This is a genomic window from Labrenzia sp. THAF35 (genome assembly GCF_009363595.1).
Classification (GTDB): domain Bacteria; phylum Pseudomonadota; class Alphaproteobacteria; order Rhizobiales; family Stappiaceae; genus Roseibium; species Roseibium algicola.
The window spans coordinates 1675569-1695990 of the sequence record NZ_CP045380.1 but is presented as its reverse complement, the minus strand read 5'-3'; the positions used below and the strand labels follow the sequence as shown (position 1 = coordinate 1695990).

The window sequence follows — 20422 nt, the reverse complement described above, 5'->3', positions numbered from 1 at the left end:
AGGCTAGCTGAGCGGCGTTTTAATTCAGTATACAATGGTATGCAATATCTTCCCATCCAATAAATGATGTCTATATACCGGTTGGCGCATCTGCATGCACCCAAGATCGCATTTTCGAATTTCCGAAGGTGTTTTCTGGCTTCGATTTCCGGACGATGCCGTTTCAAGAGGCTGAAACTTCAACCGAAGTCTCGACAACGGCGACGGCGTCGTGTCTGGTGGTCGTAGCCAAAGATTGCTATAGGTGCGGCGCATCAATTTGCGGCGGCGACTGAGGGAGAGGCTCTCATCGTATCCGCGCGGAAGGATGCCGGATGACAGAGCGCTGCAGCTCCGTTTCCGGAGCCTTGAGAGAGTATGCCAGGCACCGGCGCACACACGGCCCGGGCCTTTTGGACAATAAAGGAGATCGCACGTCGTGACCCAGTCCCTCGACAGCTTCAAGTGTAAGAAAACACTGACCGCCGGCGGCAAGACCTACACCTATTTTTCCATTCCCGAAGCGGAGAAGAACGGCCTCGAAGGTGTTTCCAGGCTGCCGTTCTCGCTGAAGGTGGTGCTTGAGAACCTGCTGCGCTTCGAAGACGGCCGCACGGTGACCAAGGCAGATATCCTTGCCTGCGCCGAATGGCTGAAGACCCGCAAGTCCGATCACGAGATCTCCTATCGCCCGGCCCGCGTGCTGATGCAGGACTTCACCGGTGTTCCGGCCGTGGTCGACCTTGCCGCCATGCGCGATGCTGCCGTGAAGCTCGGCGGCGATCCGGAGAAGGTCAACCCGCTGGTTCCGGTCGACCTTGTCATCGACCACTCGGTGATGATCGATTATTTCGGCACCAAGGACGCCTTCAGGCAGAACGTCGAACTGGAATACGAGCGCAACCGCGAGCGCTACGAGTTCCTGCGCTGGGGCCAGTCCGCCTTCAACAATTTCCGTGCCGTCCCCCCGGGAACCGGCATCTGCCACCAGGTGAACCTGGAGTATCTGGCCCAGACCGTCTGGACCAGGGACGAGGACGGTGAAACCGTCGCCTATCCCGACACGCTGGTCGGCACCGACAGCCACACCACCATGGTCAACGGCCTGGCGGTTCTGGGCTGGGGCGTCGGCGGCATCGAGGCGGAAGCCGCCATGCTCGGCCAGCCGATCTCCATGCTGATCCCGGAAGTCGTCGGCTTCAAGCTGACCGGCAAGCTGAACGAGGGCATCACCGCGACCGACCTCGTGCTGCGCGTCGTGGAAATGCTGCGCCAGAAGGGCGTCGTCGGCAAATTCGTCGAATTCTATGGCCCCGGCCTCGACAACCTGTCGCTGGAAGATGCGGCCACCATCGCCAACATGGCGCCGGAATACGGCGCGACCTGCGGCTTCTTCCCGGTCGACAAGGAAACCCTGAAGTACCTGGAAGCCACCGGCCGCGACAAGGACCGCGTCGCCCTGGTTGCCGAATACTCCAAGGCGCAGGGCATGTACCGCTCCGGCGGCGAGGAGCCGGTCTTCACCGACACGCTGGAACTCGACATTTCCACCGTCGTTCCGTCGATTTCCGGACCGAAGCGCCCGCAGGATCGTATCAATCTTGCCGATGCCGCAGCCGGTTTCGCCAAGACCATGACGGACGAGTTCAAGAAGGCGGGCGAGCTGTCCAAGCGCGTTGCCGTTGAAGGCAAGGACTACGACATCGGCAACGGCGACGTTGTGATCGCCGCCATCACGTCCTGCACCAACACCTCCAACCCGTCCGTTCTGATCGGCGCCGGCCTCGTGGCTCGCAACGCGCTGAAGAAGGGCCTGAAGGTGAAGCCATGGGTGAAAACCTCCCTGGCGCCCGGATCCCAGGTCGTGACCGACTACCTCGAAAAGGCCGGCGTTCAGGACGACCTCGACGCGCTCGGCTTCACGCTGGCCGGTTACGGCTGCACCACCTGTATCGGCAACTCCGGTCCGCTGGACCCGGCGATCTCCAAGGCGGTCAACGACAACGACCTGATTGCCTGCTCGGTGCTGTCCGGCAACCGCAACTTCGAAGGTCGCGTCAATCCAGACGTGCGCGCCAACTACCTGGCCTCGCCGCCGCTGGTGGTCGCCTATGCCCTTGCCGGCAACCTGAACATCAACATCACCGAGGATCCCCTCGGCGAGGATCAGAACGGCAACCCGGTCTACCTGAAGGACATCTGGCCAACCACGGAAGAGATCACCGACCTCATCCGCGCCTCGATCAACGAGGAGATGTTCCGCACCCGCTATTCCGACGTCTTCAAGGGCGACGAGCACTGGCAGGGCATCAAGGTGGAAGGCGGCCTGACTTACTCCTGGCCGGTGTCCTCGACCTACGTCCAGAACCCGCCCTACTTCGAAGGCATGACCATGGAGCCAAAGCCGCTTCAGGACATCGAGAATGCGGCGGTCATGGGCCTGTTCCTGGATTCGATCACCACCGACCACATTTCTCCGGCCGGCTCGATCAAGCTGGACAGCCCGGCCGGCAAATACCTGTCCGAGCACCAGGTCGCCCAGAAGGACTTCAACTCCTACGGCTCGCGCCGCGGCAACCATGAAGTCATGATGCGCGGCACCTTCGCCAACATCCGCATCAAGAACCAGATGGTTCCGGGTGTCGAAGGCGGCGTCACCATGAAGGACGGCAAGAAGGAATGGATCTACGACGCCTGCATGGAATACAAGGAAGCAGGTGTTCCGCTGGTTATCTTCGCCGGCAAGGAATACGGCACGGGCTCGTCCCGTGACTGGGCCGCGAAGGGCACCAACCTCCTCGGCGTGCGTGCGGTCATCGCGCAGTCCTTCGAGCGTATCCACCGTTCCAACCTGGTCGGCATGGGCGTCATCCCGCTCACCTTCAAGGAAGGCGAAAGCTGGCAGTCGCACAACATCACCGGCAAGGAACGCGTGACCATCAAGGGCATCGCCGACATCCAGCCGCGCCAGATGATGGACGTCGAAGTCACCTATGAGGACGGCACCACCAAGACCATCGAGTGCCTGTGCCGCGTCGATACGCTGGACGAGCTGGAATACATCAAGGCCGGCGGCATCCTGCACTACGTACTCAGGAACCTCGTGACGAGCTGAGGGTCGGCTTTTCAAGTCAGATGAGATCGAAGCGGGCCCTGCGGGGCCCGTTTTTTTGGATAACAACCCCTCCGGTGGCTCATTCCGGACAAGTGCAGCGACGTTGCGCGCTGATCCGGAACCCAGCGCATGCTTCGCGCTGCAGGGCGCTTTTGTTATTTGCCACTGGTGGAAAAGTCCGTCAGGCTCAACCTCAGGCAGTTCCGGAGGTTTCCTCATGCCAGATACCAAACCACCGCATCTCTCCCATATCGCTCCGGTCTTTCCGGTTTCCGACCTGAAGGCCGCCGTCGCCTATTACCGGAACAGGCTCCTGTTCGAGAGCCGGTTCGAATGGGCGGATACGGAGGCCGAGCCCGTCCGCTATGCCATTTTGTGCCGGGACCATGTCGAATTGCATCTGTCGGCCGGGGCCGGACGGCATCCGGCGACGGCCTATTGCTTCGTGGCTGGGATCGACGGCTATTACACCTCGGTGACAGAAGCGGGCGCCGATATCGCCGAGGCGATCACCGACCGGCCCTGGGACATGCGCGAATTCGGCGCAAGGGACCCGGACGGGAACATGCTCTATTTCGGCGAGCATCTGGAGCGGATCGGGCAGTGAATGCCCTGGGTAAAAACGGGGAGCGAGATCCTAACGGAACCCTGGCAGCAGCTGTCGGTTGCGAAGCTCAGAACGAGCCGCTAATAAACCCGTCATGCGCCGATTTTTGATCGTCTGTTTTTTATTGATCCTTTCAGGGACTTTGCTCCCCTCATATGCACAGGAAGCCGTTCAGGAACCGCTTGAAATCGGCGACTCGGGCACGGAGTACCTGCGTGCAATCCGTCTGCGCGGGATCGATACGGACGTGGCCTATTTCGACCCCTCCGCACCGCCACCCAAACTGGACACCACCCAGGAGCCGCCGAAACCTGCGGCGGATCAGGCAGACCCGACCATCGACAACCGCTGGATTCCGGGCCTGATCGTAGGTGGCATCCTTGTTGCCGTTGCCTATTTCTTCCTGCGCTTCGGTGGACGGTTCACGGTGTCGCTAGGCCGGGAGGCAAGCAACCCCGACAGCACCCGCCCCCGCATCCGCGGACAGGCCCCGGTCTGGGCGGAAAAACTCGCTCCGCTTGACGAGATCCTGCGCATGGAAGATCGGCAGAGAGCCCTTGTGCTGCTGACGCAAAAGGTGCTGGCCACCGCCATTGCAGCCAACGGCATCCTGATGCAGCGCAGCTGGACGGCACGCGACGCCTTGCGCCAGTTGCCCGAAAGCCAGGCGAGGGAGCTGCTGCGCAAGCTTGTGACCATGGCCGAACGAGTGCAATTCGGCGGCAGGCACGTCAGCGAAGACGAATTCAACGACCACGTTGCGAACTGCCGCTACCTGCTGGGTCCGGAGGCGGCATGAGCGAGAGCGCTGCAAATACGCGGCCCAAGGGCCCGAGCCTGGAAACCGCCGTCATCGCACTGATCTGCGTCGCGGTTCTGATTGCCGGCTGGTACATCCTGTCCCAGCGCCAGCAGGTCTTGCGCCGCTCGCCCGCCGGGCTGGACGGCCTGCAGGTCTGGCTGGCGACAAATGGGGCCAGTGCGCAGAATTTTGCTGGCGGTTGGCTGATGGACCAGACAGCGGTCGGCCTGCTGGTGGTACCGCTTTACGATACGCTGCCGGACAGCGAACGCAGCAGCCCTCGTACCAAGGAAGAACTGCTGCTGCAGCAGGATGAATACGATCTGGCGACCGCGGTCGTCCTGGAAAAGGCCGAGCGTGTTTCAACCCTGCTTGTGCTGCCGAAATGGCGCAGCGGCATGCGCCTGACCGGCCTTGCCCACCCTTTCCTGAAGGTTGAGGCGGACCGTCTTCAGACAATCGTCAACAAGGTGACCGGCACCAGCGGCACGAAAATTACCGCCGCAACTCGGCCCTTCTCCGACTTCCGGTACCAGTCACAGCAAGGCGAGCCCTTGCGGGCGGAGATCTACGCCGCCCAGACCTTCGCCAACGAGGCCTGCCGCCCGATCGTCGGTGACACCGGCGCAATGCTGCTGGCCGATTGCCCGCTCGCCGATGCCGGTGACGGCGAACAGGATCGTATTCTGGTGCTGTCCGATCCGGACCTGATCAACAACCATGGCCTGCGATTGGGCGACAATGCCGGCATTGCCCTTGATGTTCTGACTGAAAAGGCCGGCAACCGGAATATCGTCATCGACTACAGCCGCTCCTCTTGGCTGCGCGATCCCGTGAACGAACCCAAGCGCGAGCGCACCTGGGAAGATCTGCTCCGTTTCTTCGGACCGCCCTTCCTCACCCTGTGGCTCGGCACGGCACTGTTGCTGGGGCTGGCGCTCTGGCGCAGCTTCATCCGCTACGGCCCCATCCGCGACGAAGAGGCGGGACCTGGCGCCGGCAAGGATCTGGCGGTCCAGGCGCGCGCAAGGCTTATGCGGCTATCCGGGCAGGATGGCGCTCTCATTCGCGAATATGCGACCGCCCGTATTTCGGCGACGGCCTCTGCCCTGTTCGGTCCGGCCCATGCCCGCCACTATGCCGGGGAAGACGCCTTCCTGACCTACACCGAACGCCGGCATCCGGCCCTTGCACCGCGCCTGCGCGCGATCCTGGCCGACATACGAAAACTGCCTGCCCGGCTTCCGGCCACGGAAGCCATCCAGCAAATCGACCAATTGGAACAGGTATTGGAGCAAATAACCCATGACGCTTGAAGCGCTGCGCGAACGGACCGATGCCTTGCGGACGGAGATCGGCCGGACCGTACTCGGTCAGGACGACATCATCGACCTGTTGCTGATCGCCTTGTTTGCCCGCGGCCACGTGCTGCTGGAAGGCCCTCCCGGCACCGCCAAGACGCTGCTTGCCCGCAGTTTCTCGGCGGCTCTGGCACTCGATTTCGGCCGTATCCAGTTCACGCCGGACCTGATGCCCGGCGACGTGCTCGGCACATCGATCTTCGATTTCCGCACCAACGCCTTCGTGCTGACCAAGGGACCCGTGTTCTCGCAGGTGCTGCTGGCCGACGAAATCAACCGCGCCCCGCCCAAGACCCAGGCCGCCCTGCTGCAGGCCATGAGCGAACGCATGGTCAGCATCGACGGCACGGATCATTCCCTCGGACGGGAATTCATTGTCGTGGCAACGCAGAACCCCATCGAGCAGCAGGGCACCTATCCCCTGCCGGAAGCCCAGCTCGACCGGTTCCTGTTCAAGCTGGTGATCGACTTCCCGCCCGAAGACATCGAGATGGCGATCCTGCGCCAGCACGCGGACAAGCCGCTGGAAGCCGGCATGGAAACCGCCACGCTGTCCAAGGTGCTCGATTCCACCACACTTGAGGAAACAAGAGCGCTGGTCGACAGCATCATCCTGAAGGATGACATCCTCGCCTATATCCTGCGCCTGATCCGCGCGACCCGCCAAAGTTCCGAAATCGCCTTCGGTGCCTCGACCCGCGCGGCCGACGCGCTGGCAAGTGCGGCACGGGCAACGGCGGCGCTCAACGGACGCGATTACGCCATTCCCGACGACGTCAAACGTTTGTTCGTGCCGGCCCTTCGCCACAGGATCGTTCTCGGCCCGGCGGCGGAAATCGAAGGCCGCAGCCCGGCGCAGGTCCTGGAAAACATCCTCAACCAGATCGAGGCTCCCCGCTGATCCGGCCGTCCAAACGACTGCTCGCCTTTGGCGCATTGGCTCTGGCCATCTCGGTGATCACGGTTGTCACCGGGGGCGCTGCGCGTGAAATCGGCGCGGTTCCCTGGATCGTGCTCGTGCTTCTGGTCGTCATCGACATGGCTATGTCACTCCGGCGACCGCAGAACCTGACGTTCGAGGCTCCGGCGGAGGTATTTGTCGGTGAGACGGCAAAGCTTCAACTGGAACTTGCCCAGGCGCCCTTGGCCCTGCGAGCGAAATTGGACTGGCCGGAAGGCCTCGGCGGCGACGCGGAGTTCGCGTTTGCCCCGGCAGCGGACGGCACCGCTCGGGCGGAGGTTGCCTGCCGGGCGATCCGGCGCGGCGTCTGGCGCGTGGACCATCTCTGGCTATCCTGGCACTCGCGCCTCAAATTGCTGGAGTTCGTGCCGAAACTGGCCGTCGGGGCAGAAATCCGTGTGGTCCCGAACATCCGCATGGTGCAGTCCGGGCAGATCACCACCACCGTTCTGTCGACGCTTTACGGCGTGAAGGAAAACCGCGCTGTCGGTGAAGGATCGGAATTCCAGCAACTGCGGGATTTCGTCCAGGGCATGGACATCAAGACGATCGACTGGAAGCGGTCGGCCCGGCGGCGTTCCCTTGTCGCCAAGGAATTGCGCGCCGAGCGAAATCACCATGTCATTGTCGCACTCGACAACGGCTATCTGATGCGCGAGGAGATCGGCGGCCTGCCGAAGATCGACCACGCCGTGACCGCAGCGCTGGCAACCGCCTGGGCGGCTGCCATTGGCGGCGACCTGGTCGGCTATTATTCCTACGACGTCAAACCGCGCACCTTTTCCGCACCCGCTCCGGGCAGGACGGCGTTTGCACGGCTGCGCAGCTGGACGGCGGAGCTTTCCTATGTCAGCCGCGAAACCAACCACACCCTCGCGCTCACCGAGTTGAACGCCCGGACGCCCAAACGCAGCCTGCTGATCATCTTCACTGATTTCGTCGACACCACATCGGCCGAATTATTGGTGGAGAACATCGGCATCCTGGCCAAGCGGCACCTGCTGATTTTCGTCGCAATCCGCGATCCCGACCTTGAGAAGCTGGTGGAAACGGCACCGGGAGATCTCGATGGCGCGGCCACGCTTGTTGCCGCCAACCAGGCACTCAATGAACGCCGCCTGGTGTTCGAAAAACTGTCCCGAATGGGCGTCACCATCGTCGACGCCAAACCGAATGCCGTGACCGCGCGGCTGATTTCCGCCTATCTTGAAATCAAGGCACGGGAGCTGATCTGATGGACACACAGGATCTGATGCGCTCCGCCCGGTTCCGGAAGGAACGGGAAGCCGACTGGCAGAGGCTGGAAACCCTGGTTCGCAAGGCCGAAGGCCAGGGCCTTCAGCATATGGAATTCGCGGAGACCCGAGATCTTGCCTCTCTCTACCGGCAGGCGACGACCTCGCTCGCAATTGCCCGCGAAATCTCGCTCGACAAGGCTCTGCTCGGCTATCTGGAAGCGCTCACGGCCCGTGCATATCTGTGCGTCTACGCCCCGCAGGAACGACTTGGAGGCCTGCTGGAGCACTTCCTGAGGGAGGGTGCGCCACGGGCGATGCGCCGGTCCTGGTTCTACATTCTGATCGGATTCCTGTGCATGGCGCTTGGCGCCCTCACGGGTTATCTGCTCTATTTCGAGAACAACGACTGGTTCTACGTGATGATGCCGGCCGAACTTGCCGGCAACCGTGGGCCGGACGCGACTACGGAATCCCTGCGCTCGGTCATCTACGGCACCGACCAGGCAAGCGGGCTCGGTGCCTTCGCGACCTATCTGTTTTCCCACAACACCCGCATCGCGATCTTCGTTTTCGGTCTTGGTGTCTTCGCCTGCGCCCCTGCCGTCTTGCTGACATTCTACAACGGCCTGTCGCTCGGTGCCTTCCTCGCCCTTCACGTCGACCGGGGCCTGGGTCTCGATCTCGTCGGCTGGCTGTCGATCCATGGCGTCACCGAGATCTCTGCCATCTGCATTGCCTGCGGCGGCGGGTTGCAATTGGGGGCCGCAGTGCTTTTTCCGGGTGACAGATCGCGCAGCGTTGCCTTGCGCGAAGCCGGTCGCGATGCCGTGAAACTGGCGATTGTCGCAGCCATCATGCTGGTGGCAGCCGCACTTCTGGAAGGCTTCGGCCGGCAACTGGTGCAAAGTCTTGACGCCCGGTTGATCATCGGTTGGGGGATCGGTGCGCTCTGGCTGTCCTGGTTCCTGTTGGGAGGCCGGAGCCGGCGATGAGAATGCGTTTCTGGAAACGAACCAAGACCGACCGGCCACCGGCTTCAACGCTTGTGCCGCCGGAGGGCGTTGCACTGACGCTGCCCATCGCGGGTGTTGGGGTGCGCTTTTCTGCCCAGCTCATCGATATCATCCTGACCGCGATTGCCGCGACCTGCCTGGTGATCCTGCTCGCTCTGATCAACCTTACGACACCGCAGACACTGATGGCCATCGCCGCCCTGCTGTTCTTCCTGATCCGGGTTCCCTACTATGTGCTGGCCGAACTGGCCTGGAACGGCCAGACCCTCGGCAAACGGCTGATGAAGATCAAGGTGGTTTCCCATGACGGCGGACCACTGACCGCTCGCGCGCTTGTCCTGCGCAACCTGATGAAGGAGGCGGAGATCTTCCTGCCCGGGACGCTTCTGCTGACGCTGGATTCGGCAACGCCGCTTGCCTCGCTCGCCGCTTTTGCCTGGGTTGCCATGTCGCTGATGATCCCCCTGTTCAACCGCTACCGGCGCCGGCTTGGCGACATGATGGCAGGCACCCATGTCATCCACCTGCCGGTGCCGGTGCTTTTGAAGGATCTGGCCAGCGAGACGGTCGCGACCGGGACAGCACGCAAGAAATTCGTCTTCCTGTCCCATCAGCTCGACCACTACGGCGCCTTCGAACTGCAGACACTGGAAACGCTGCTGCGTGGCCAGAATACACCGTCCGGAGCCGAAGCTGCCCACCAGCGGAACGCCACCCTGGAAGCCATCGTGGAAAAGATCCGCAAGAAGATCGGCTATGCCGCTCCGGTTCCTCCGGTGGATCGTTTGCCGTTCCTGCAGGCGTTCTACAACGCCCAGCGGGAACATCTCGAGCAACGCCAGCTGTTCGGCGACAAGCGGGAAAACAAGCACTATGCCCAATCCGGCGAGGAAAAATAGACCTTTCGCCCTCTCCGGCTCCAATCATCAAGTGGATCAGCCAGATTGCAGAAACAGGACAATCATAGCCTCAGAGCCTATTTCCTTGATCGGGTTGGCCAGTCCGAGGGGTCGCAGGGGCGCCATGTCCGGCAGTCACTTGGGATCGGCGCGCTGATAGGAACCAGTTTTTCCATCACGATCCGGAATCTTGTGCCGGTCCTTGCGATCGGTTTTGTAGTCAGCCTCATGGGCGCTCTGCTGGCTGGATCGCTTGTCGGAGTCGATGCCGCGCTCAATCTGGAAACGGACGACACCAGCGACCTGGCCGGCCTCGTCGACCTTGCGACGGCCTTTGTCGATGTGATCGTTTTTGCCGTAACTGCGGCCTTTCTCGCCCAGCTGACCTATGACGCCCGGTTGAACCGCCCGGTCTCGATTGCCCGCTATTTGCTGCCGGCCCTCAAGGCCAGCGCACCGATCTGCCTGCAAAACGGGCTGTTGGTCGTCATCTTCGTGTGCATTGCGCTGCCGCTGGTCTTCATTGCGATCTTCGTGAATACGACCCTGATTTCCATCACGGCGCTTGCGGTTCTTCCTTTTGTCGCCCTGTGGGGATGTTCGGTCTTCTCGGTTTTGGCCCCCGCTGTCGTCATTGAACGGGTTGGCTTCAGCGGCATGAGCCGCAGCTGGGCGCTGACGAAAACCTATCGTTGGCAGATTGCCGGCGCACTGCTGCCGGTCTGGCTTTGCTCGCTGGCCGTCACGATTGCCGGCGCCTTTCCAGTGGAGCTTCTCGCCCGTGAGGGAAGTTACGTCTGGGCCCTGCCCGTCTTTGCCGCAACCAACGCGCTGGCAAGCGGACCGTTGGCAATCCTTGCCACGTTGGTCTACGCGCGACTGCGCGAAATCAAGGAAGGTATCAGCGTTGACCAGGTCGCCGATGTCTTCGACTGAGTGTCAGGAGGGTTGAACTTCCGCGCAAGGCCCCGCTTGTGACCTGCTGCAGAAGGATTTATGGTGAAAAATCGCAAGAGTGACTGTCTTCAGCAGAGGGCGGGCAAGATGCTCATGCGATCGGGATCTACCGGTTTTCGGACAGTCCACGGCTTCAGGCGGATGATCGTCGCTCCTCCCGTTTGGCGGGCAGCGTTCGTTGGCATGTGGGCTGGAATTAGATAACCACTTTTGAAAAAACTATTGGAAGTTTTACGGAGCAATTGAATGACCGACACGACCCTAAGCCAGCCAACGGCCTCCCTTGGCGTTGGCTCCATCATCGGCGAGAGCTTCTCGATCCTCCTCAAGCATTTCATTCAGGTCGTCATCGTCGGCTTCGTGCCGAACCTGATCGGCTTCCTGATTTCCGGCCTGCTGGTCGGCTTCGGCGCCGCACTCGGCATCCAGCCGCAGGAGTTCACCGGCCCCGGCAGCGCTGTTGCCAACGTGCTGTCGATCCTCGTCAGCATGGTGGTCTATTCCATCACCACCGCACTTCTGGTGCAGCTTGCCTATGACGCGAAGCTGTCGCGCCCGGTACAGCTTGGCCGTTACTTCGGTCCGGCCCTGAGCGCTGTCGTGCCGCTGGCGATCCTCTCGATCGTCGTCTCGATCCTGGTTGGTATCGGCCTGGTCCTGCTGGTCGTTCCCGGCCTCTGGGTCTATGCGGTATTCGCCGTCATGGCACCGGCCGTCGTCATCGAACGCGCCGGCTTCGGCGGTCTTGGTCGCAGCAAGTATCTCACCAAGGAATACCGCTGGCCGATCCTGGGTGCGCTGGTACTGGCCATCATCTGTGCCACCATCATCAACATCGTCGCTCTGTTCGTCGTCGGCCTCGTGGCCTCGGCCGGCAGCATCGGCATGGTAATCGGCATCATCCTGTTCGCTGCCATTTCCACAGTCGGCGCAGGTTTCCTGAGTATCCTCGTCGCACTGATTTACGCGCGCCTGCGTGAAATCAAGGAAGGCGTCAGCGTCGACCAGATCGCATCTGTCTTCGACTGATTGCCCTACAACGCGGGCAACCCGCGCTGCTTTTTGAAATTGTCCGGCAAGCGGGTCCGGACTCCAGAGCACCCGGGGCAAGCCCCGGGTGTTTTGTCTTTGAGCAAAGACAAGGCGGGGAATTTTCCTTGCATCATAACAGTGCGGCCAACTAACAAGGTTCAACCCAACCTGCCGCCGGAGCATTCCCCTGAGACTGATTGCCGAAAACCTGACCATCGATCGCGGCGGACGCCGGGTGTTTCAGGACCTGTCCTTTGATCTTCCCTCCGGCACGGCGCTGGTCGTGACGGGCGCGAACGGCATCGGCAAGTCGTCGCTGCTGCGTACGCTGGCAGGTCTTGTCGCGCTGGCTGGCGGCACGCTTCGGCTGGAACAGGGAGAAGCCGACCGGTCACCGGCTGAACACGCCCATTATTTCGGCCATCAGAACGCAGTCAAGGCGGCGCTTTCCGTGCTGGAAAACCTGACGTTCTGGCAAGGCTTCACCTCACCGGTTTCGGCATCTGTCTTTGGCGCAACGGCAATGTCTCCCGAGGAAGCGCTTGATCTCCTCGGCATAGGCCACACGACAGACCTGCCGGCAGGATTTCTCTCCGCCGGTCAGACGAGGCGCCTGGCCCTTGCCCGGCTTCTGGTCACGCCCCGGCCGATCTGGCTGATGGATGAGCCGACGTCGGCGCTGGACAAGGCATCGGAAGGCCAGCTTCTGGACCTGATGAACGGACATCTGACCGCCGGCGGCATGATCATAACTGCTACCCACACCGATCTGGCCCTTGCCAATACCAAGATCCTGCATCTGCGCACCGCTGAACCCGTTTCGCTGCACGAGGAGGATCTGCCCGCATGAGTTCCTGGGCTGTTGTGCTGTTTCGGCGGGATCTTCGGCTGTCTGTGCGCGTCGGCGGCAGCGCGCTTGTCGGTGTGCTGTTCTTCCTGGCCGTTGTCACCGTCATTCCCTTCGGCGTCGGTCCGGATCTGAACCTGCTTTCCCGCATCGGTCCTGCCATCTTGTGGATTGGCGCGCTGCTGGCGACGCTCCTCGGACTGGACAGGCTGTTTCAGGCTGATCGGGAGGACGGCACGCTGGACCTGATGCTGATGGCCGGACGGTCGCTGGAACTGCTTGTGCTGATCAAGTGCCTGGCGCACTGGGTCGCAACGGGCCTGCCGCTGGTGATCGCCGCCCCTCTGCTGGGCATCTTTCTCAATCTCGACCCCGTCGCCACGGGAGCCGTCACGCTCACGCTGCTGGTCGGCACACCGGCCCTGACGCTGATCGGCGCCATCGGCGCGGCCCTCACCGTCTCGTTGCGCCGCGGTGGACTGCTGCTGGCCGTGCTGGTGATACCGCTGGCCATTCCCGTGCTGATTTTCGGCGTCAGTGCCGCGGATGCCGCTATTCATGATCCCGTGCCGTTTCTGACGCCGTTCCTGATCCTGTGTTCGCTGTCGTTGATTGCGGCGGTGATCGGCCCGCTTGCCGCTGCCGCGGCGCTCCGGTTTGCAGGAGATTGACGGCAATTTGACACCCCGCAATGCACCCTGCGGCATACTCGTCCATTGAAGCGGACAACGCTCTAGATTAGAACGGTTCCATGGCAATTTGGGATTATGCAAATCCGACGCGATTTTTGAGGCTGGTCCAGGTGGTTCTGCCCTGGCTTATCGGCTTGTGCGTCATTGCGTTCGCCGCCGGGCTCTACATGAGCTTCTTCGTTGCGCCTGAAGACTATCAGCAGGGCGACACCGTGCGGATCATGTATATTCACGTGCCGGCCGCCTGGCTCAGCATGATGTGCTATTCCGTCATGGCGCTGTCCTCACTTGGCACCCTTGTTTGGAAACACCCGCTGGCGGATGTTTCCGCCAAGAGCGCGGCCCCCATCGGCGCGGCCTTCACCTTCATGGCACTCGTGACCGGGTCGCTCTGGGGCAAGCCCATGTGGGGCACCTACTGGGTCTGGGACGCGCGACTGACGTCGGTCCTGGTCCTTCTGATCATGTATCTTGGCCTGATGACGCTGTGGCGCACGATGGAAGATCCGATCAAGGCCGGCAAGGCGGCAGCCGTGCTGACGCTCGTCGGCGCGCTGAACCTGCCGATCATCAAGTTTTCGGTCGACTGGTGGAATACGCTTCACCAGCCGGCCAGCGTCATGCGCATGGACGGCCCGACCATTCATCCGGACATTCTCTGGCCACTGCTGGTCATGGCGATCGCCTTTACGCTGCTGTTCTTCGTGTTGCATCTGATGGCAATGCGTAACGAGATCCTGCGCCGCCGCGTGCGTGCCCTGCGCCTGCGCGCAGCCAGCTCTGCCCAACCGGGCACAGCGGCAGCCACGGCTCAGCCTGCGGAGTAATTCTCATGGATCTAGGCCCACACGCTGGCTTCATCTGGGCGTCCTATGGCCTTTGCCTCTTCACGGTCATCGGACTGATCGCCTGGGTGCGCATCGACAAGGCCCAACAGGAAAAAGCCCTCAAGGACCTGGCAGCCCGGGGCATTTCCCGCGCCCGGCCAGCCGGTGAAGGAAAAGCAAGCTCATGACGTCCCACGATACCGGCGCCGGCCGACACGGGCAGCAGACTGCCAAACGCGGTTTCCCGGTTCTGGTGCTGCTGCCCTTGGTGGTGTTCGCAGCGCTCGCCGCCCTGTTCCTGTTTCAGCTGACCCTCGGCGGCGATCCGCAGAAAATTCCCTCTGCGCTGATCAACAAGCCGGCGCCGGAATTCGACCTGCCGCCGGTTGAAGGCCTCACCGATGGTGACACCGCCGTTGCCGGGTTTTCCCGTCAGGATCTCATCGGCAAGGTTTCCGTCGTCAATGTGTTTGCATCCTGGTGCGTGCCCTGCCGCCAGGAGCACCCGCTTCTGGAAGAGCTGGCAAAGGTCGAGGGTATCCAGCTTCTCGGTATCAACTACAAGGACAAGCCGGAAAACGCGCGCCGCTTCCTGGGCAGTCTTGGCAATCCGTATCAGCGCGTCGGCGCTGATACCGGTGGCCGCACTGCGATCGAATGGGGTGTCTACGGCGTGCCGGAAACCTTCGTCGTCGATGGCGAAGGCACGATCCGGTACAAGTTCATCGGTCCGCTGAGCCCCGAAAGCTATTACGACGTCTTCCTGCCGGAACTGCAGAAGATCATGGACGGCAACAAATCCTGATCTTGCCAACCTTGTGGTGCCTGCCTGTCACCTGCGCAGGCCATTGTCCCCGCTGATTATCTGCGGTGACAACGGCGAACCGGCAAAGCCCCATTTACAAATCGCCACGGGGCCGTTCTAAAGTCCGGATCATCTTTTTCAGCCGATTCCGGAGAGGCCCGTCTTGAAAGTACTTGTGATCGGTGGCTGCGGGTTCATCGGGTCTCATGTCGTGGACAAGTGCCTTCAGCAAGGCCTGTCGGTGCGGGTCATGGACACCCGGCCGGAACTGTATCGGCCGCCGCTTCCCGGTGTCGACTACGTCTTCCACAGCCTGTCCGATCATCACCGGCTCGCCGACACCCTGTCCGGTGTGGATGCGGTGGTGCATCTGGCCAGCACAACCGTTCCCTCGACCTCGAACCTCGATCCGGCCGCCGACATCTCCGGCAACCTCGTTCCCACGGTTCGTCTTCTGGAAGCCATGCGGGCAAGCGGAACGAGGAAACTCGTCTTCTTTTCCTCCGGTGGCACAGTCTATGGCATCCCGACAAAGGATCCGGTGCCGGAAGATCATCCGCTGAACCCGATCTCATCCTACGGCATCGTCAAGCTGGCGATCGAACAGTACCTGCGCATGGAACAACAGCTCCACGGGCTCGAGTTCGTCGCCCTACGTCCGGCGAACATCTATGGACCGCGCCAGGCACAGGTCGGCCTTCTGGGCGTGATCGGAACCTATCTGCGCAAGGTGGCGGAGGACGCCCCCATCGAAATCTGGGGGGACGGCAGCGTCGTGCGCGACTTCGTTCACGTCGAAGACATTGCCGACCTGTGTCATCGCGCCCTGATCTCCGGCGCGTCCGGCTGCTTCAACGCCGGAAGCGGCGAAGGCACGTCCATCTCGCAGATCGTCGACATCATCGGCCAGACCACAGGTCGCACCCTGGAACCGGTCTACAAGCCGGGCCGCAACTTCGATGTGCCACGGGTGGTGCTGGATATTGCCAGGGCACGAGCGACATTCGGCTGGCAGCCTGCCGTTCCCCTGCGGCGCGGCATCGGAGAAACGTGGGAATGGGTGAAGCAGCACAGCGCACCTTGATGTGCCGTTGGCGCGGGAACCTGCAGAAAATCTTCGACTGACTGAATCGGACCCGCCGCATCAGTTCATTTACCCATAATAAAACCGACGCTGGCATAGATTTCCCGGAAGCCTGCGGGCATTAGTGTCCCTGGGTCAATCGAGGGGATGATTTGCGCATGAACGTGACCGACAGCGCGGCAAAGGTTCGACTGGAACAACTGACCGGACTGCGCTTCTTCGCAGCCTTGCTGGTGTTTGGCGTTCATTTCCGCTGGGATACCAGCGGCGACTTCGTCAAGACAATCGCCGAACAGGGCTATGTCGGCGTCTCTTTCTTCTTCATCCTGTCCGGCTTCGTGCTGACGCAGTCCTACAAGACGAGGATCCTTGCCGGCACGATGTCCTTTCGCGACTACTTCCTGCTGCGCATTGCCCGTCTGACACCGCTGCATTTCCTCACCGGATTGCCGTTTCTCTATTTCTCGATCATGCAGGTCGAGGCGATCTACTCGGAAGAATTCAGCGTCATAAAGACGGTTCTGAACCTGACCTACCTGCAGAGCTGGATTCCGGTTTCCTCGATCTATTTCTCTCTCAACGCACCGTCCTGGTCGCTGTCGGATGAAATGTTCTTCTATGTGTGCTTCTTCGGCCTGGTCGCGTTTTCACCGCGAAAGCTTGTGGCGGTCACACTGGGGCTCGGTGTGGTGGTGTTCGTTTCCGCCCTGCTGGTTCAGGTATTCCTGGGCGATGTGATCTTCTTCGGCAAATACCCGTTCTCGCATTGGCTGTTCTATGTCTTTCCCGGCTTCCGCATTCTGGAGTTTCTGGTCGGCATGGTTCTGCATGAGGTCTGGCGTCGCGGCGTCCGGCTGCCCGGCGCAATGCAGCCATTCAGCTATCTTCTTCTGTTCCTGGCGATGTGGCTGGCACCGGATGTACCGGATCCCTTCCGCTATTCCCTGTTCTACCTGCCGGTCATCACGCTGTTCTTCTATGCACATCTAACGGAAGGCGCCGCACTCACACGGGTGTTTGGAACCCGCCCGCTCGTGCTTCTCGGCAATGCCTCTTTCGCCTTCTATCTTGTGCACCAGCCGTCGCTTCACCTGATGAACATCTTCCTCAGGCCGTCCATCCCGGCGGATATCGTTTTCTTTCCGGTATCGCTGTGCATCACGGCAGCGTTTTCGATCTTCCTCTACCGCATTTATGAGATGCCGGCGGAGCGGGCGCTGAAATCATGGGTCAAGGGAAAGCGGTCCGCACAAACACCGAACGAGGCAACATCCTGACGCGTCGAATTCCGCGTCTCGCTGCGGCGAGCCGCTTAACATAATCTCAATGCTGACGGCGGATTATTGCGGCGAACCGGCCAATATCAGGCCGGACACTGCCAGCCGCCACCGGTCAGATTGGCGCCAACCATGAGTATTCTTGTTGCTTTCCGAACTCGTCCTTTCAGCCCTGACTGATGTGATCCTTGCCTGCGAGCTGTTTTTTCTCGCCGGCCTGAGCCTGCGTCCGGGCATTCAGACCTTCTCACCTGCCTGGATCTGGAGCCTGACACTTGCATTGATCGGGCTTGCCTCGATGCTGGGTGCCATTGACCACGGGTTCTTCGAAACAATCGGTCACGAAGCGCACCGTCCGCTTGTGATCGCAACGCGCATCGTCATCGTTCTGGGCAGTCTCAGCATGATCGTCGCGGCCAGCTTTCAGTATCTGTCCTCGCCGCTGCGCCAGGGATTTGTGGCTGCCGGCGTGCTGGGCGCACTCTGGCCGGTCTTCATGATCCTGACTTCCGACGATTTTCTGTCCGTGATCCTCTATTATTCCGTCGGCCTGATATTCCTGCTGGTGCTGAGCGTTGTCCGGTTCCGCCAGAACAAGGGAACGCTGCCGATGATCGCCGGCATTCTTCTCACGCTGGGTGTATCAGCGATGATCCCGATGCAGAGCCCGGGGTTCTGGGGTCTTGGCCTCTATGGAAGCTATCACGTCCTGCTGATGCCGATCGTCGTGCTTCTGTATTTCGGCGGCCGCTGGTTCAGGACCACGAGGTAGGGTAACCCCATGCGCACGGCTTCCATCCCCGTTGAAGAAAAGGTCCAGGAAACGGAAGATCTTGAAACGATCTTTCATCGGATGACGGAGTTCATGCCGCAGCGGGTCGCCGATGCGGTACGGGCGGCCTCGCGCAGGGTGCCGGTCGCAGCGCATCAGGACGTCATCGTCGAGGGCGAGACAAGCGACGGGCTCTACATCGTTCTCGAAGGCACCTTCGGCATCTATCGCAAGGGTGACGGCACGGCCTCGGACCACCGTGTTGCGGAAATTGGGCCGGGACAGCCTTTCGGCGAAATGGCGCTTCTCGACGGTGAACCACGCTCGGCAACCGTGCGTGCTGAAACAGCCGGTGCCGTGCTTGAAATCGAGCCGGAGCGGATCCTCGAACTGGCCGATGGCGAAGCCAGACTTGCAGAATTCAAGGGGGCTCTGGCATCCTTCGTGACACGGCGCATGCGCGCCTCCACGCAGGAGCATGTCGCAGCCCTGCAGCGTGAACTGGACCTTCGGAACGAACAGCAGCAGTTCGGCAAGTTTTTCGTCTATTCGCTGATCATGATGTCCATCGGCACGCTGGTGAACAACGTGTTGGCGCGGACGATCGTCAACGTCGACGTCTACACCGAAGTCTTCGCCTGGCAGTATCTCGCCATCCTGATGGTGCCAAGCCTCTTTGTCATCCGGCACATGGGCATTTCGATTTCGGCGCTCGGACTGACAACCGTCGGCCTGAAGAAATCCCTGATCGAGGGCGCGATCATTTCGGTCGGGCTCTGCATCTTTGCCTGGGGACTGGCGGCAGTGCTCAAATATTTCGACGCGCTGCCCGGCAAGCCACTGCCCTTCAACCTGCTGGGCACGCTGAGCTACTTTCTTCACAGCGCCTTGCAGGAAATCATCGCCAGGGGCTTTCTGCAGTCTTCCTTCCAGCGTTTCCTGGGAGATCAGGGCAAATGGCGATCGGTCCTTCTCGCCTCGGTGCTGTTCGGAATGTTCCATCTCCATTTCGGCATTCCGGCCGTGCTGATGACAATCGGCACCGGATTTATCTTCGGCTGGATCTACATCAGGCATCAGAACATCGCCGGTGTGATCCTGATTCACTACATGATGGGTGTCGCTGCCTTCAATACAGGCTTGATCTGAGACGCAAGCCTAAGCTAGTGCTGCTTGCTCGACCCTATCGCTGCAGGTTGGAACGACATGATTGCCCGTGACTATTTCATACCGCGACCAGCCATCTACTATCGCGATTTCTGCTTTTATCTGGCGCTTTTTGTCGTTGGGTTTGCGTGGGGTCTGAACGCCTCCTGGCCGATGGTTATCCTGCCCTGGCTGCTCGCGACATTCGGCCTGCACCGCGCAGGACTTTTCTGCCACGAAATCGTTCACATCAAGGACGACAAGCTGCGCGGTTTCCGGGCGCTCTACACCTGGACCGTGGCGCTCATCGTGATGGTTCCGCCGCTGCGGTTTCAACTGCCGCATCTGGCCCATCATCGGCTCGGCATTTTCGGAACGCCCGAGGATCCGCAATACCCGCTCGTGCGCGGCAATGCTTTTGCCATGGCCATGGTTCTGCTCGTGATCCCCTTTGTGGTGCCCTTTACCAACCTTCTGATGACGGTGACCGCCGCGCTCGGTGCGTTCCGGGTCGAAGCTGCGCTCGATCGCTGGGCGACGGAGAAGCTCGGCTTTTCGCTCAGCTCCGCCCTGACACCGGAACAGCAGGCCGAAGTGACCCGGCACGCCCGGGTTACGCTCGCGCTCTTCATTGCGGCAATCATCTTCTTCCCCGCGGCGCTGCCTTTCTATTATGCCGTCCTGGTTCTGGGCTGGGCGCTTTTGACCGCGCGTATCCCGCTGGAACATGAACTGGAACGCCTGGCCGAAACCTCCGGACGGGAAGACCAGATGATCGACAGCTTCACGATCGAGTCTCCGCTGGCCCTGATCGTGCAGCCGGTCGGCTTTCGCTTTCATACGGCGCATCACATGTATCCCGGGGTGCCCTATCACAATCTGCCCGCGCTCCACGAGGAGCTGAAGCGCACCATTCCCGAGTACCGGGACAGCATCATTTCGCTCTGGACCGCGATCAGCGGACCCAAACGCCGTCCTGCAAATTCTCTTCATTGATTTAGAAAGCCC

General features: G+C 61.1%; 20 protein-coding genes. All 20 read left to right on the top strand.

What is annotated here, in order from left to right; translation table 11 throughout:
* Nucleotides 1-418: 418 nt before the first annotated feature.
* The 20 genes from acnA (at nt 419) to FIU93_RS07725 (ending at nt 20410) form a co-directional block, all read left to right on the top strand.
* Nucleotides 419-3094 carry an aconitate hydratase AcnA gene (acnA, locus tag FIU93_RS07820; protein ID WP_152505281.1) on the top strand — a complete coding sequence of 892 codons (2676 nt, stop codon included), beginning with the start codon at nt 419-421 and terminating at the stop codon, nt 3092-3094.
* A 217-nt stretch (nt 3095-3311) separates the two neighbouring features.
* Nucleotides 3312-3701: a VOC family protein gene (locus FIU93_RS07815; RefSeq protein WP_023002754.1), complete on the top strand. Its 390-nt coding sequence runs from the start codon at nt 3312-3314 to the stop codon at nt 3699-3701.
* Nucleotides 3702-3843: 142 nt separating this feature from the next.
* Nucleotides 3844-4500, top strand: a complete 657-nt coding sequence (locus FIU93_RS07810; RefSeq protein ID WP_173017291.1) for a DUF4129 domain-containing protein — start codon at nt 3844-3846, stop codon at nt 4498-4500.
* Nucleotides 4497-5819, top strand: coding sequence for a hypothetical protein (locus tag FIU93_RS07805; RefSeq protein WP_152505279.1), 1323 nt, complete (start codon nt 4497-4499; stop codon nt 5817-5819). The genes FIU93_RS07810 and FIU93_RS07805 overlap by 4 nt, the downstream gene beginning before the upstream one ends.
* Nucleotides 5809-6765 (top strand): MoxR family ATPase, encoded by a 957-nt coding sequence (locus FIU93_RS07800; protein ID WP_023002751.1) that lies wholly within the window; start codon nt 5809-5811, stop codon nt 6763-6765. Before FIU93_RS07805 ends, FIU93_RS07800 begins: the two co-directional genes overlap by 11 nt.
* A gap of 53 nt (nt 6766-6818) precedes the next feature.
* Nucleotides 6819-8060, top strand: a complete 1242-nt coding sequence (locus tag FIU93_RS07795; protein WP_209010308.1) for a DUF58 domain-containing protein — start codon at nt 6819-6821, stop codon at nt 8058-8060.
* Nucleotides 8060-9055 carry a stage II sporulation protein M gene (locus tag FIU93_RS07790; protein ID WP_023002749.1) on the top strand — a complete coding sequence of 332 codons (996 nt, stop codon included), beginning with the start codon at nt 8060-8062 and terminating at the stop codon, nt 9053-9055. Before FIU93_RS07795 ends, FIU93_RS07790 begins: the two co-directional genes overlap by 1 nt.
* 2 nt (nt 9056-9057) lie before the next feature.
* Nucleotides 9058-9975, top strand: a complete 918-nt coding sequence (locus FIU93_RS07785) for an RDD family protein (RefSeq protein ID WP_209010307.1) — start codon at nt 9058-9060, stop codon at nt 9973-9975.
* Between the two features lie 45 nt (nt 9976-10020).
* On the top strand, nt 10021-10911 hold the full coding sequence (locus tag FIU93_RS07780) for a hypothetical protein (protein ID WP_152505277.1): 891 nt from the start codon (nt 10021-10023) through the stop codon (nt 10909-10911).
* A gap of 267 nt (nt 10912-11178) precedes the next feature.
* A complete protein-coding gene (locus tag FIU93_RS07775) occupies nt 11179-11961 on the top strand; it encodes a hypothetical protein (RefSeq protein ID WP_023002746.1) in 783 nt (260 codons plus the stop codon).
* 190 nt (nt 11962-12151) lie between these two features.
* Entirely contained in the window at nt 12152-12814 is a 663-nt protein-coding gene (ccmA, locus tag FIU93_RS07770) for a heme ABC exporter ATP-binding protein CcmA (protein WP_152505276.1), read from the top strand.
* The gene (gene ccmB / locus FIU93_RS07765; protein ID WP_023002744.1) at nt 12811-13482 is read left to right on the top strand and encodes a heme exporter protein CcmB; all 672 of its coding nucleotides are present in this window, start codon (nt 12811-12813) and stop codon (nt 13480-13482) included. Before ccmA ends, ccmB begins: the two co-directional genes overlap by 4 nt.
* A gap of 80 nt (nt 13483-13562) precedes the next feature.
* Nucleotides 13563-14330 (top strand): heme ABC transporter permease, encoded by a 768-nt coding sequence (locus FIU93_RS07760; protein ID WP_152505275.1) that lies wholly within the window; start codon nt 13563-13565, stop codon nt 14328-14330.
* Between the two features lie 5 nt (nt 14331-14335).
* Nucleotides 14336-14518: a heme exporter protein CcmD gene (ccmD, locus tag FIU93_RS07755; RefSeq protein ID WP_023002742.1), complete on the top strand. Its 183-nt coding sequence runs from the start codon at nt 14336-14338 to the stop codon at nt 14516-14518.
* Nucleotides 14515-15135, top strand: a complete 621-nt coding sequence (locus FIU93_RS07750) for a DsbE family thiol:disulfide interchange protein (RefSeq protein WP_023002741.1) — start codon at nt 14515-14517, stop codon at nt 15133-15135. Before ccmD ends, FIU93_RS07750 begins: the two co-directional genes overlap by 4 nt.
* A gap of 163 nt (nt 15136-15298) precedes the next feature.
* Nucleotides 15299-16219: an NAD-dependent epimerase/dehydratase family protein gene (locus FIU93_RS07745; RefSeq protein ID WP_152505274.1), complete on the top strand. Its 921-nt coding sequence runs from the start codon at nt 15299-15301 to the stop codon at nt 16217-16219.
* A 158-nt stretch (nt 16220-16377) separates the two neighbouring features.
* A complete protein-coding gene (locus FIU93_RS07740) occupies nt 16378-17496 on the top strand; it encodes an acyltransferase (protein ID WP_152505273.1) in 1119 nt (372 codons plus the stop codon).
* Nucleotides 17497-17638: 142 nt separating this feature from the next.
* Entirely contained in the window at nt 17639-18268 is a 630-nt protein-coding gene (locus FIU93_RS07735) for a hypothetical protein (protein WP_139314085.1), read from the top strand.
* Between the two features lie 9 nt (nt 18269-18277).
* A complete protein-coding gene (locus FIU93_RS07730; protein WP_077291497.1) occupies nt 18278-19417 on the top strand; it encodes a cyclic nucleotide-binding domain-containing protein in 1140 nt (379 codons plus the stop codon).
* A 57-nt stretch (nt 19418-19474) separates the two neighbouring features.
* On the top strand, nt 19475-20410 hold the full coding sequence (locus tag FIU93_RS07725; protein ID WP_055659916.1) for a fatty acid desaturase: 936 nt from the start codon (nt 19475-19477) through the stop codon (nt 20408-20410).
* Nucleotides 20411-20422: the final 12 nt, after the last annotated feature.